13 protein-coding genes are annotated in these 13,305 nt (G+C 61.3%); 5 read left to right on the plus strand and 8 right to left on the minus strand.

Annotated features, from left to right (window positions below; all coding sequences use genetic code 11):
• Positions 1-62: 62 nt before the first annotated feature.
• From PQQ96_RS12535 to PQQ96_RS12550, 4 genes are all read right to left on the minus strand, one after another.
• The gene (locus tag PQQ96_RS12535) at positions 63-833 is read right to left on the minus strand and encodes an ATP-binding cassette domain-containing protein (RefSeq protein WP_408292027.1); all 771 of its coding nucleotides are present in this window, start codon (positions 831-833) and stop codon (positions 63-65) included.
• Positions 833-1,798 carry an ABC transporter permease gene (locus tag PQQ96_RS12540; RefSeq protein WP_408292156.1) on the minus strand — a complete coding sequence of 322 codons (966 nt, stop codon included), beginning with the start codon at positions 1,796-1,798 and terminating at the stop codon, positions 833-835. The genes PQQ96_RS12535 and PQQ96_RS12540 overlap by 1 nt, the downstream gene beginning before the upstream one ends.
• 32 nt (positions 1,799-1,830) lie before the next feature.
• The gene (locus PQQ96_RS12545; protein ID WP_408292029.1) at positions 1,831-2,919 is read right to left on the minus strand and encodes a sugar ABC transporter substrate-binding protein; all 1,089 of its coding nucleotides are present in this window, start codon (positions 2,917-2,919) and stop codon (positions 1,831-1,833) included.
• Between the two features lie 443 nt (positions 2,920-3,362).
• Positions 3,363-4,097, minus strand: coding sequence for a FadR/GntR family transcriptional regulator (locus PQQ96_RS12550; RefSeq protein ID WP_074288921.1), 735 nt, complete (start codon positions 4,095-4,097; stop codon positions 3,363-3,365).
• Between the two features lie 232 nt (positions 4,098-4,329).
• Here PQQ96_RS12550 and PQQ96_RS12555 point away from each other — a divergent pair, with 232 nt between their 5' ends.
• The 4 genes from PQQ96_RS12555 to PQQ96_RS12570 all read left to right on the plus strand — a co-directional run bounded on the left by PQQ96_RS12555 (position 4,330) and on the right by PQQ96_RS12570 (position 7,273).
• Positions 4,330-4,872: a helix-turn-helix domain-containing protein gene (locus PQQ96_RS12555; protein ID WP_408292031.1), complete on the plus strand. Its 543-nt coding sequence runs from the start codon at positions 4,330-4,332 to the stop codon at positions 4,870-4,872.
• On the plus strand, positions 4,869-5,285 hold the full coding sequence (locus PQQ96_RS12560; RefSeq protein WP_408292033.1) for a VOC family protein: 417 nt from the start codon (positions 4,869-4,871) through the stop codon (positions 5,283-5,285). Before PQQ96_RS12555 ends, PQQ96_RS12560 begins: the two co-directional genes overlap by 4 nt.
• Entirely contained in the window at positions 5,282-5,515 is a 234-nt protein-coding gene (locus PQQ96_RS12565) for a hypothetical protein (protein WP_408292034.1), read from the plus strand. The genes PQQ96_RS12560 and PQQ96_RS12565 overlap by 4 nt, the downstream gene beginning before the upstream one ends.
• A gap of 198 nt (positions 5,516-5,713) precedes the next feature.
• Complete coding sequence (locus PQQ96_RS12570) at positions 5,714-7,273, plus strand: methyl-accepting chemotaxis protein (RefSeq protein WP_408292035.1); 1,560 nt, start codon at positions 5,714-5,716, stop codon at positions 7,271-7,273.
• A 93-nt stretch (positions 7,274-7,366) separates the two neighbouring features.
• Here the strand turns inward: PQQ96_RS12570 and PQQ96_RS12575 are convergent, their stop codons facing one another.
• The 3 genes from PQQ96_RS12575 to PQQ96_RS12585 all read right to left on the minus strand — a co-directional run bounded on the left by PQQ96_RS12575 (position 7,367) and on the right by PQQ96_RS12585 (position 9,832).
• On the minus strand, positions 7,367-8,137 hold the full coding sequence (locus PQQ96_RS12575) for an SDR family oxidoreductase (RefSeq protein ID WP_408292037.1): 771 nt from the start codon (positions 8,135-8,137) through the stop codon (positions 7,367-7,369).
• Positions 8,138-8,188: 51 nt separating this feature from the next.
• Positions 8,189-9,043, minus strand: coding sequence for an alpha/beta fold hydrolase (locus PQQ96_RS12580; RefSeq protein ID WP_408292039.1), 855 nt, complete (start codon positions 9,041-9,043; stop codon positions 8,189-8,191).
• A 93-nt stretch (positions 9,044-9,136) separates the two neighbouring features.
• Positions 9,137-9,832, minus strand: coding sequence for an alpha/beta fold hydrolase (locus tag PQQ96_RS12585; RefSeq protein ID WP_408292041.1), 696 nt, complete (start codon positions 9,830-9,832; stop codon positions 9,137-9,139).
• Positions 9,833-10,004: 172 nt separating this feature from the next.
• Between PQQ96_RS12585 and PQQ96_RS12590 the strand changes: the two genes are divergently transcribed.
• Positions 10,005-10,637, plus strand: coding sequence for a CGNR zinc finger domain-containing protein (locus tag PQQ96_RS12590; RefSeq protein ID WP_408292158.1), 633 nt, complete (start codon positions 10,005-10,007; stop codon positions 10,635-10,637).
• A gap of 181 nt (positions 10,638-10,818) precedes the next feature.
• Here PQQ96_RS12590 and PQQ96_RS12595 read toward each other — a convergent pair whose 3' ends face one another.
• Entirely contained in the window at positions 10,819-13,086 is a 2,268-nt protein-coding gene (locus PQQ96_RS12595) for a beta-glucosidase family protein (protein ID WP_408292160.1), read from the minus strand.
• Between the last annotated feature and the right edge of the window lie 219 nt (positions 13,087-13,305).

Consider the following 13,305-nt stretch of genomic DNA (forward strand, 5'->3'; position numbering starts at 1 on the left):
GCTTCTGAAAGCGTAGGAAGGTCAGGCCCAACCCGACTGCTCACACATGTGACGGTCTCGTGTCAGTTCGTCGTTGCGCGCATTGCCCGATATTCGCGTCGCACGATATCCATCAGTTCCTCGACCGACGTGCTGGCCGCCTCCCGCTGGTAAGTGACACGTCCGCGCTGCATCAGCATCACGCGATCCGCGATGTCGAGCGTTTGGGCGTAGTTGTGCATGATCATGACGATAGACAAGCCCCCTTTGCTCTTGAGCCGAAGGATCAGGTCGATGATCAGTCCCGCCTCGCGGGCGCCCATCGCAGCGAGCGGTTCGTCAAGCAGCAGTATCTTCGCATTCGAATTGACCGCGCGAGCGACCGCGATAGCCTGCCGCTGTCCACCGGAAAGCTGCTCGACCGGCAGGTCGACCGAAGGCACATGCACGCCGATTTCTTCAAGACACTCGGCGGCGCGCTCACGCATTGCGCGATTGTTCAACAGGCGAAATGGCCCTCGACGTATGATTTCCCGGTTCAGAAACATGTTGTGATAGATGCTCAGCGAATTGGCAAGCGCCAGATCCTGGTAGACGCATTCAATGCCGAGTGAACGGGCGTGATCAACGGAGCGAAGCAACGTTTCTTCACCGCCTACAAATAGCTTGCCGCTGGTCTGCTGATGAAAGCCCGTCAGAATCTTGATCAACGTCGATTTGCCTGCGCCGTTGTCGCCAAGGACGCCAAGGATTTCCCCCTGTCTTAGCGTCAGCGACACGCCATCGAGCGCGGTGACCGCGCCGAACCGCTTGACGATATCTTCGCCGCGTAGCGCCTCGAGCACCTCGGACATCACAACTCTCCCTTGCGCGCGAGGCGAACCACGTGGATGTTGAAGATCATGGCCCCGAGGATCGCCGCGCCGAGAATCATGTTGAAGGTGAAGGCGTTGATGCCGATCAGCGTGAAGCCGTCGTTGAGAATGCCAAGCACCGCCGCGCCGATCAGACCACCAATGATCGTGCCCGACCCGCCGGCGAGTGGCGTGCCGCCAATCACGGCTGCGGCAACGGCGAGAAACATGATCTGGTTACCGCCCGCTTGCGGATCGATCGACGTGATACGAAAACCTTCGAGGATCCCGGTCAAGCCGGCAAGCACTGCGGCAAGAATGAAGTTACCGAGCTTCAGGCGCCTGACCTGTATCCCTGCTTCGCTTGCGCCCAGCGGATTTGCGCCCGACGCGATCGTATGCAAACCCCAGCGTGTATGACGAAGCAGCACGTGCATGACAGCGGCAATAACAAGCGTCCAGATGATCTCGCTGTAACCCCATCCCCCCATGAAGGCAGCTAGCGCGGAATCCTCCGGTGGCGAAACCGGCGTACCCCGCGAGATCGTCAGCGTGAGGCCGTTCACGAAGAACAAGGTACCGAGCGTCGTCACGAAGGATGGGATGCGCAGATACACCGTCACCGCGCCGTTAATCAATCCGACGAGGCCCGCTGCAATAACGCCGATACATATCGCGAGCCATGCAGGCAAGCCGGCTTCGATGGCGAAATACATGATGAACGGCGCAAACGCAAAGACCATCCCGGCGGAAAGATCGATCTCTCCACCGATCATCAGCATGATTTCGCCAAAGGCAATGATCGCGACCGGGGCGATGAACTGCGAGAGATTCTGAAGACTCGCGCTGGTCAGCAGGAAGTCATGGTTGACCGTCTCGAAGTAGATAGAGAGGATCAACGCAACCGCAAAGATGCGAATTTCACTGGAACGTCCGAGCGCGCCTGACCAGCGCCTCGGACGTATCGCGGTTTTTTGAACGTCCGTCACGGGAGATGTCACCCTTTGATCGCACCCGTGCGTGGCACGATCTGGGCCTTCGTGCTCTTGCCTTCATAGCGCGTCGACGTGGTGAGGTAAGGATCGACGGTGCCCTTGGTGACGAACTTCAGGCCCGTGTTGACATTGGCCGGCCCAACGAGTCCACCGGAGGCGAGAAAGATGAAGGCCTCCACGACCGTATAAAAACCCTGCACGTATGGTTGCTGGTCGATCGTGAAGTCGAGGAAACCCTCGTGAATCAGATCGACGGTGCGCGGCAACAGATCGAAGCCACCGCCGTGGACGCCTTTGGACGGCAGGTTGGATTCTTTCATGACCTCGGCGACGCCCTGGGTGCTGCCTGCGTCCACCGCGAACATGCCTTTGAGATCCTGGTGACCGAGATAGAAGGACTTGATCTTCGATAGCTCTTCGTTGACGGTCGCGCCGGTTGCGATGGTCTGCACGTCGATCTTCTTGCCCGATTTCTTGATTGCCGCTGCTGCGCCGTCAAGCCGTGGCTGAATGTTGAGCTGGCCCGGCGTGGCGATAAAGAGCGCGACGAGGCCGCTGTCGATGAGGTTCGCGATTCGCTCGCCCATCTGATAGCCAGACAGATAGAGATCCTGACCGATATAGGCAAGCCGCGGATTTGTCGAACCTGACGGTGCGTCGGCGTTATAGGCGAAGACGGGAATGCCGGCGTCGAGCGCGGCCTGGATGGGCTTATCGAAGGCTTTCGGGTCGACGATCGGCACGGCGATGGCGTCGGCTTTCCCGGCTATCGCCGCGTTGACCGCGTTCACCATTTCGCCGATGTCGGCATTGGCCGAACCGGTCCACTGGTAGTCCATCCCCAGCATGGCGGTTGCATCCTGAATGCCGTATTGCGTCGGAACGAAGAACGGATTCGTTGTGACATGGTTGACGAACACGATCTTCCACCGCTTGTGCGCCGGGAACGAACCGCCTTCCGCCGCCTGCGCCGATGTGATCATGCCGCCCATACCACCCACGAGCGCCAGTGCCGCGGACAGGCCCGCGCCCTGCAACAATCCCCGACGCATGCCTTGCACTTCGTCTTTGTCTTCCTTCTCTTGCGCCATTTCAATCTCCCGTTTCTCAATAGTTGAACACTTCACGGTCCATGACGGCGCAAGCAGGAAAAGCCCCGGCAAGACAAGCACCGGAGCCGGGCATCACCTTTCATGAAACCCACGTGCACGCGCGTACGCATGACTACCCACCAGAAAATGCTATATCACGCCCTTTTACCTACTAATCGATGTATACCCTTAACTAGTCGGACTAATTAAATTTTTGCGGTGCAGCGCGGCGTTCCGTATGCGTATTCGGCAGTGCAGCGCAACACGAAGACGGGACAGGTCTGGCTCGTTGGCGGCGGGTCATGCCTTGTCGATACGATCTGCACTATGTAACGCTTTAATAGTATGACTATCGAGCTAACGCCCGGAGGGAGCCGGACATGAAGCGCGGAAGGCGCCTGCTACGCTCTGCCCGATGGGGCGGGCGAGCCGCCACGCTCGGATTAGGGTTGTGTCTGAAACTGGCTGCCGGTTTCCAGAACGCTCTCGGCGTCCACGCGCGCATTGTCGAGCTGGACCAGACTGGCATGCCGCGCGCCCAGTGGGTCCCGGCTCTGGATTGCAGTGAGAATCGCTTTGTGACGCGGCAACGAAAGCGCATGCGTGTCGGGATGACGACTCGTCAGCTTGATGGATTCCGACAGGGCAAGCGACAGCATGTTGCCAATATAGGCCAGCAGGTCGTTGTGAGAAGCCGCCATGATCGCGCGGTGAAACTCGAGGTCCGGATCCAGTAGTGCGCTTGCGGTTTCCGCACGTTCCATCTGTTCGTAAGCCGATGCAATGCGTGCAAGGTCTTCGCTTGTCGCAGCCGTGGCGGCGAGGGCCGCTGCCGCGGGTTCGATCACGCGACGCACGGTCAGGAGCGAACTGAAGAACTCGCCTTTCGGCACGCTGTTGATCGTCCAGTACAGGACGTCGGGGTCAAGCATGTGCCAATCCGCGCGCGGCTTCACCACACTGCCGACACGCGGTTTCGACACGACCAGCCCTTTTGCGACGAGCACCCGGGTGGCCTCGCGCAGGACGGGGCGGCTCACGCCGTAGCGCTCGCACAGCACAGCCTCAGCAGGCAAGCGCTGGCCCGGCTGTACCTTGCCGCCGACGATATCCATGCCGAGCTCCTGCACAATGCGGCCGTGCAGGCTCTTGCGCTGTTGCAGATGACGGTAGTCCATGGTCAGCGATCGTGGTCGTGTCCGGCTCAGTTTGGTGCCGACCGGTGCGGCGTTCTGGATGGCACTGACCTTGTCGTCGACACGGATAGCGGTTTGTTTCGTGGCGATACGTTGCCGATTTAAGCATAGCACGCGATATCTGGCGTGAGCCGGGCGCCGACGCCGATCCTGCTCGACGCTCCTGCGGTGGCGACCCTAAACTACGCGCATACCGTCAGCCTTCCCGGAACTCATGCCCCCTCGCGAAGACCCTAACGACCAGCCGCGTGCCTCGTCCTCTGCACCAGTCGGCGCCGACGCATTGCAAGACCCGGCGCTGCTGCGCCGCCTGCTACGCGCCAAGGACCGGATGGACGCCGCCTCGCAAGAGGCCTGGCCCGTCAGGCGCCTGGCCGAGGTCAGTGGCGTCTCCGAAGCCCATTTCGCGCGCTCCTTCAAGCGGGCCTTCGGCCTGCCGCCGCACCGCTACCTGCTGACACGGCGCATCGAGCAGGCCACCACGCTGCTGCGCGACACCGAACTCAGCATCACGGACATTGCCTTCGCGACCGGCTGGGAGAGCCTGGGCACCTTCGGCCGGACCTTTCACGACATCACCGGCCGAAGCCCCAGCGCCATGCGCCTTGAGGCAAAGGCCGATACGCCTCAACTCGACCGTGTGCCCGCCTGCGTCCTGAAGGCCGCGCAGCGCCCGGATCTCACCATCGCAGTTTTGGAGAAGCGCCGCCGCGTGGCCAAAGATACAGTCCCGCCATCAACCAAGGAGGTGTCATGAACCAGGGTATTAATGTGGCGGGCTTGTACGTCGATAACCAGGATGAAGCGCTCACGTTCTACGTCGACAAGCTCGGATTCCGCGTCCACACGGACGTGCGCAACGGTCCCTACCGCTGGCTTACGGTCCAGCATCCGGATCAACCCTCGTTCCAGCTCGGCCTGTTCGCACCCGGCCCGCCGATCCACGACGAGGCCACCGCGCAAACCCTGCGCGCGATGGTCGCCAAGGGAGCCATGCCGCCTCTCGTCCTCTCGGTGGCCGACTGTCGCGCCAGCTATGCCCGGCTGAAAGCCAGCGGCGTGGAATTCACCCAGGAGCCGGTCGACCGCTTCGGCAGCGTCGATGCCGGTTTCCGCGACCCGGCCGGCAACGGCTGGAAGATGATCCAGGCCCCGAAGAGCACGACATGAAGACCGGCACCAGGATTCGCCGGTTTCACCGGTGGGTGTCCGTCGCTTTCACGCTAACGGTTGTCGCCAATTTTGTCGCCATGGCCCATGGAAACGGCCGCCCGCCGCCGTGGATCACCTACGCGCCGTTGCTGCCGCTGGCCCTCCTGCTGTTCACGGGGCTTTACCTGTTTGCGCTGCCTTACTTCAGCCGCGACCGCACCCGTCAAAGTCAACCCATAGCCAACTGATAGCCAACTGATACCAACTGGTAGCCAGCCGCGGCAGCGCATCACCCGGTCCGGGTGTTTCCTGACTCAGGTATTGCGCCGCCGCGCCGTTAATCAGTGACAACCCTCTGACTGCTCGCGCGTTCGTCGCGACGTCAGTGTGGTTGAACACTGAGCTTGGCGATTGCGCCAGCGACGGCTGGCTATGGAGAAAACGGCGTGAACCGACTCAGCTTGAATACCAAACTGTGGCTTGCATTATTGATTACGTGGCTTGGCTTGCTGGGTCTCGGTGGCTGGGCCGCGTGGCAGTCGCGCACGACGATGCTCTCGGAGCGCAAGGCGGCGGTACAAAACGTAGTCGAAAGTGCGTACGGCATCGTGGCCGACTACGCGAAGCTCGTCGATCAGCATGAACTGACGCTCGATCAGGCGAAGCAACAGGCGATGGCGCGACTGTCGGCAATGCGCTATCCCGGCAATGGCTACATGATCATCACGACGGCGACACCGGTCGTCATCATGCATCCGACGCTCGCGGATCTGCGCAACAAGGACGTCACGCACTACACGGATAGCGACGGCAAGCTACTGTTCGTCGAGATGGTCAAGCTCGCGCAGTCGCAAGGACAGGGCTTCGTCGACTATATGGCGAGATTGCCCGGAAAAAGTGAATACGTACCTAAAATCAGCTTCGTCAAACGCTTCGACGCATGGGACTGGTATCTGATTTCAGGCGTCTACGTGAACGATATCAACAAAGCGTTCCGCGCCGATCTGCTGCGTTATCTCATCACCATTCTCGTGACAGGGAGCTTCAGCACGATCGCGCTTGTGCTGATTATCCGCAACGTGAAACGCAGTCTCGGCGGCGAGCCGGCGTATGCCGCGAGCGTGGCGGAAACCATCGCGGACGGTGATCTATCGCGTACTGTGGCACTCGGTCGCGACGATCAGCAAAGCATGCTGTTTGCGATGCAGCGCATGCAGAGCAGGTTGGCTGACACGATCCGGCGCATTCGCGGCGGCACGGAAACGATTACTGTCGCGGCAGAGCAGATCGCAGCGGGCAATCTCGATCTGTCGGCGCGTACCGAAGAGCAGGCGTCGTCGCTGGGCGAAACGGCAGCGAGCATGGAGCAGTTGACGGCGACCGTGAAGCAGAACGCCGACAACGCATTGCAGGCGAACCAGATGGCGCGCAGCGCATCGACGCTCGCAGGCGAGGGCGGCGAGGTCGTCGAGCAGGTGGTTGCGAACATGCAGAGCATCGCGGCGAGTTCCGCGCGCGTGGTCGACATCATCGCCGTGATCGAAAGCATTGCGTTTCAGACCAATATTCTCGCGTTGAATGCGGCCGTCGAAGCGGCCCGTGCGGGCGAAGAAGGGCGTGGCTTCGCCGTGGTAGCGGGCGAAGTGCGCAATCTTGCACGCCGCAGCTCGGACGCGGCGAAGGAGATCAAGAGCCTGATCGAGGACTCGGTGGAACGCGTCGACGACGGCAAGGCGCTCGTCGAAAAGGCGGGCGGTACGATGCATTCGCTCGTCGATGCAGTGAAGCGCGTCACCGACATCATCAGCGAAATCTCGGCGGCTTCCGAGGAGCAAAGCCGTGGCATCGAGCAGGTCAACGTCGCGATTTCGCAAATGGACGAGACCACGCAGCAAAACGCAGCAATGGTTGAACAAGCCGCTGCGGCCGCGCAATCGATGCAGGAACAGGCGCAAATGCTACGTGAAGTCGTCAACGTGTTCCGGCTGCAAGGCGAAGCCGTCTGACGATGTGCCCGATTGCGACGCGCTTGAAGCATTGAGCGCGTCGTCTTTGCCGCCATATGCGATATACGATCCGCGAGCATCGCGGCCTGCATGTCAGATCGACTTCACTTCTCCGCCGTCCATCCGCAACGTCGAGCCCGTCATCCAGCGCGCCACAGGCGACACGACGAATGCCATTAGCTCGGCAATCTCCTCCGGCGTGCCGTAACGCGCGATACCCGCTTCAACGGGAAACTTTGCCGTCGCCTCTTCGACGGACATGTTGTGCAGCGGCGCCCAATGTTCCAGGTACGAGCGTCGCCGGCCGGTCATCACGGGCCCCGGCAGCACGCTGTTGACCTGCACCCCATCGGCGATGCCGCGATCGGAGAAGGCTTTCGCGAGCGCCACGATCGCCGCGTTGATCGTGCCCACGGCCGCATAGGGCGCCTTGGGAAACAGCGCCGAATTCCCGGACATCAGCACGACCGATCCTGAGGTTTCCTTCAGCGACGGCCACGCCGCGATCGTCAATCGTCGCGCGCCATGAAGCTTTAGCGCGAGACCGCGGTCCCATTGCTCGTCGGTCATCTCGAGCACATCGATCTGCGGCACTGCGCCCGCAATGTTGAGCAATGCGTCGATCCGCCCGAACGTCGCGAGCGTCTGGTCGACGACTTGCTGCGCAGCGTCGGCTTCAGAGAGGTCGGCGTCAATCACAAGCGACTCCGCGCCGGCCTTCTTCACCTCGATGGCCGTCTCCTCGAGGTTCGCGCGGTTGCGCGCTACGAGCACGATCGAGTCAAAATCGCGCGCTAGTCTGATGGCCGTCGCACGACCGATACCCTGGCTTGCGCCCGTTACGATGGCGACTTTGCTGGACATATTGCTTCTCCTGGTTGCGTGAATGAAGCGTGGTTTAGCGCTTCGAATGCCTTAGTGCGTGAGGAAGTCAGAAATGGCCGCGGCGATGTCCGCGGCGTGCGTCTCTAGCGCGAAGTGGCCTGTATCGAAGAAGCGCACCACCGCGGCCGGGATATCGCGCCTGAATGCCTCGGCGCCGGCCGGCAGAAAGAACGGATCGTTTTTCCCCCACACGGCGAGGAGGGGCGGCTGGTGCGTGCGGAAGTACTGCTGAAACGCGGGGTACAACGCGACGTTGCTTTGGTAGTCGCGGAACAGGTCGAGCTGGACCTCGTCCGCACCTGGCCGGCTCAGATAGAAGTCGTCGAGCGAATAGCCGTCTGGCGACACGGAAGCCGCGTCAGACACGCCATGCGTGTATTGCCAGACGGTTGTCTCGTGCGTAAGCAGCGCGCGAAGTGCTTCCCGATTCGCGGGCGAAGCGTCTTGCCAATAGGTGCGGATCGGATTCCAGCCATCGCTCAATCCTTCTTCGTAGGCGTTGCCGTTCTGCGAAATGATCGCAGTGATCCGCTCGGGGTGTCTGACGGCAAGCCGGAAACCGGTTGGCGCACCGTAGTCGAATACATAGACCGCAAAGCGATCGAAACCGATCACCTCGGTGAAGCGCTCGATGACGTTGGCGATGTTGTCGAACGTGTACGCAAAACCGTCCCGGCTGGGCATGTCGGACTGTCCGAATCCGGGCAGATCCGGCGCGACGATATGGAAACGGTCGGCGAGCTTCGGGATCAGGTCACGAAACATATGGCTCGAACTCGGAAAGCCGTGCAGGAGCAGCAGCTTTGGGGCACCCGGGCGACCGGCTTCACGGTAGAGCACCTTGAAGCCATCGACGTCGGCATGACGATAGAAAATAGAACTCATGATTTCACTCCATTGGCGAACGGGGGTAGACGGTTCACGAAAGGCGCCGGGCGATGTTGGGCATCGCAGGTCGCACGCGGCGTGCGGAAAACGTTAGCGAGCGGAAACCGACTGGATTGCTTCGACGATGACATCAGCCACCGCGTCGGCAGCCGTCACCATCGGCGTGTGATCGACCTGGTACGACCGCACGTGTGCATTCATCCGACCTGCCATGAAATGCTGGGTGGTGGGGTTGATCATCCGGTCCTGTTCCGCGATCAGAAACCAGCTCGGACGGTCTTTCCACAGCGGACGCCCAACCGCTTCGCCGATGCACGACACCGAAATGGGGCGCTGCACCGCAGCGAGCACCGCCAACTCCTGCGGCGTTGCGTGCTGCGCAAACGCCTGCGCGAACCCTTCTTGCGGCAGCCATATCAATCCATGTCGATCTGGAGCGAGTTGCGGCGCCTGCGGATGCGTTTCGCCGCGAAAGAACACGTCGCTGACTGTTTCTCCTTCGTCGGGTGCGAGCGCGGCGACATAGACCAATGCCTCGATGTTGTCGGACCGGGTCGACCCGATCACCGCGCCCGCATAGGCGTGGCCGGCCAGCACCACCGGACCTTCGATCCGTTCGAGCGCACGGTCTAGCGCAGCCACGTCGTCACTCAACGACGTGAGCGGCTGCGGCGCCGCAATGGCATTGACCCCCTGGTCCTCCAGACGATTGATTACCTTGCTCCAGCTCGATCCGTCCGCCCATGCGCCGTGCACCAGCACGACATTCACATTGCCAAACGACATGTTTCGCTCCTTTGAAGATCGTGGATGCTGCCTGTGACATACGGCTAACAGCGCCACACCGTGTAACCTGTTTGATGATGTTTTAAAGGTTACTCATTTGACGTGTAACTTGTCAAGAGCGTTTTTAGTGGTTACGATGCGATCATCGTCACTGCGCATTCATCACAAGAAAATGGACTACCGTCAGATTCCCGCGATATTCGTCGCCGATGCGCCGGGCCTCGATTTCCTGAACTCGGTTGCGACGCCGGTGGATGAAGAAGTCGACTGGATCAGCGATGGAGAAGGGTTGCTGGCCTGGCTGGAACAGGCTGAAATGGCGCCGCAGGCCGCGCTCGTGGCGCTGCGCTCGCAATCCACGCGTGCTGAGCTCGACGCTGTCGCGGCGCAGGCTCGCGATCTGCGTGAGTGGTTCAGGGAATTTGTCCAGAAGCGGAAGGGGCGGCCGCTGTCAGCCAGGAATTTGCGTGAGCTCGCTCCCCTGAATCAACTGCTCGAGCGGGACGAGCGCTATGGAGAAATCGTCGCCGATGTCACCGACGGGGTATCGGCCTTTGAATTCCGCGCGAATCGACGGTGGAAGTCGGTGGAGTCATTGCTGATGCCGATCGCCGAAGCGTTGGCGAGACTGGTGTGCGACGAGGACTTCACGCAGGTGAAGGCATGTGAAGGTCCTCGATGCACGTTGGTGTTTGCCGATCACACGCGGGGGCACGCGCGCCGATGGTGCAGCATGGCGATTTGCGGTAACCGCGCGAAGGTTGCGGCTCACCGGAAGCGGCTCAGGGAACAGGAAAGCAGTTGATATGACGCCAGCGGGAATCTGTCATTCTGCTGACGTCCTTTGGGGAGGCGTGACAGGGATCACGTCCAGGCGATTGCGTTCGATCTGGACGGCACCCTGTACGCCTTGAACCGCTTGACCCACTCAGGTTGCTCAAGCCGCCAGGTCACGCAAGCGACCCTTGGCGGCTGGAGCAGTGCGTTCAATGTCCTGAGAGTGTGACCGATCCGGTCAACGCATTCGGGTCGCGTGAGGACGCCCCCGCGATCAGCTGATACGCGCCGTTGTTGAGCTTCCAGACGTGGTTGGTGGCGTCCCATGTCGAAAGCAGCTTCGGCGCAATCGATACGCTGACTTGCTGGGACTGCCCCGGCTGCAGCGCGACCTTCTGCCAGCCGACGAGGCGTTTGGGCGGTTCGCCCAGACCGCTCGGCAGCGCGGCATACACTTCCGCGATTTCCGAACCTGCACGCGAGCCGGTGTTCCTGACGGTAAAAGTCACGGTCACATTGCCGCTGGCATCCGCCTGGGCATTAAGTCCCGAGTAGGCATAGGTCGTATAGGACAAGCCGTACCCGAACGGGAACAACGGCGCGATCTGCTTGCCGTCGTACCAGCGATAGCCCATCAATAGCCCTTCGCTGTAGGTAACGGTGGTATCAGTTGCCGAAATTGTCGGCTGCGGAAGGTCCGCGTCCTGTACCGGGAATGTGATCGGTAATTTGCCGGACGGGTTCACGTCACCGAACAGCAGATCGGCAATCGCCTGTCCGCCCTGAACGCCCGGATACCACGATTCGAGCACGCCGTGCACGTTGCCGACCCATGGCATCAGGACCGGGCTGCCGTTCTCGAGCACGACGATCACGCGCTTGGCTTGCGCGGCGACCGCGGTAATCAGCGCGTTCTGATCGTAGCTCTGGTTAAAGCTGTCGGTCGTGTTGCTCGGCAGGCTCAGGCTTGGCAAATCCGAACCCTCGCTTTCCCATTGCGTTGCAAAGATGATCGCCACGTCCGCCTTTGCGGCGGCAGTCGCTGCAGCCGTCGCGTTCGTGCCGTCCAGGAACGTCACGGTCGCATTGGGGGCCTTGGCCTCGATCGCGGCCAGCGGGGCAGATTTGTACCACGTCGCGCAGGTGCTCAGCAGAGGGGACGCCGACACGCAACCGGATACCGCATTGCCCGCGGCGGCCGGCACGGCGCCCGATCCGCCGCCGGAGAGTACGCCGGCATCGGCGTGACCGCCGATCACGACAATCGACGAGAGTCCCGCTGCGTTTAGCGGCAGCACGGGTTGCGTATCGCCGCTTGCCACAGCATTCTTGAGCAGCACTGACGATTGCTGCGCGACCTGCAGCGCAAGCGCATTGCCGGCGCTCTGATCGACGGTTCCACCGGTTGTCGGCGGCGAATCGAACACGCCCCACCGAATCATCGTGCGAAGCTTGCGCTGAACCATGTCGTTGAGTCGTGACATCGGCACGCTGCCGGCGCTGACGGCGTTCGCGAGCGCCGTGTTGAAATACGACGTGATCGTAAAGCCAGGAATCGACGCGCCGCTGCCGATATCACCGGGCTCTTCTTCATCCAGACCGGCTAGTGCCGACGCCACCGTACTATGGGTTGCGGTCCAGTCGGACTGAACCACGCCCTTGAACCCCCACTCGTTCTTGAGGACTGAGGTCAGCAGATACGAGTTTTCGCATGCATATGTGCCGTTCACGAGGTTGTACGAGCACATCACGTTGCCGGGCATACCTTGTGTGACGCCGATTTCGAACGCCAGCAATTCGGTCTCGCGCATCGTGCGTTCGTCGACGACCGAGTTGCTCGTCATCCGGTTCGTTTCCTGATCGTTCATCGCATAGTGCTTGATAGTCGCGATGACCTTTTGCGACTGCGTACCGATCGTGCGCGCGGCGCTCATCGTACCGGTCAGGACGGGGTCTTCGCCCATGTACTCGAAGGTGCGGCCATCGCGCGGTTCGCGCGTGAGATTGACGCCGCCGCCAAGGCCTTCGCCATAGCCGAGTACGCGCAGCTCGGTAGCGATGCGCGCGCCATACGCATTGGCGAGAGTGGGGTCCCAGCTCGCAGCGAGCGCCACTGGCGCGGGCAGGGCCGTCGCATTCGAGTTGACGACATTGACGCCGCCGGCCGAGTCGGCCATCGCAAGGCCCGGAATACCGAGTCGCGAAATGCCGGGGATATAGCCGGCTCCGTTGACGCCGGCCGGATACGGACCGCCGAGTCCAGCGTTCGGTATGCCCACCCCGTGGACGAGCTGGATCTTTTCGGCCGTCGTCAACTGCGCGACGAGGGCCGCAGCACGCGAATCGGCAATCGCATCGGCATCGGTCGGTGCGGGGGTTGAACTGATGTCGTTGCCATTGCCGCAGGCAGTGATGACTAGTGCAACGCCGCACGCAATCGCGCTTGCGGCAAAGGGAATCGCCAACTTCCTTCTCATCATCTCGCTCCGTTTTGTCGTTCTTTGTGATGTGATTCATGTCGCCTGGCGTTGTGCGAACACCGCCTGGGCGTGGTGATGACGCTGATATCGACGCGCTACCGATGTGTGCGCTGTCCTGTTACGCTTTGCGTGACTGAAACGCGCCGTAAGAAATTCTAGGGATGCGCCCAAAACGCGCTTGACCGACGGGTGCAGGGATTGACCGATGGCGCCTCA

This window comes from Paraburkholderia sediminicola, from assembly GCF_046027825.1.
Classification (GTDB): Bacteria; Pseudomonadota; Gammaproteobacteria; order Burkholderiales; family Burkholderiaceae; genus Paraburkholderia; species Paraburkholderia sediminicola_D.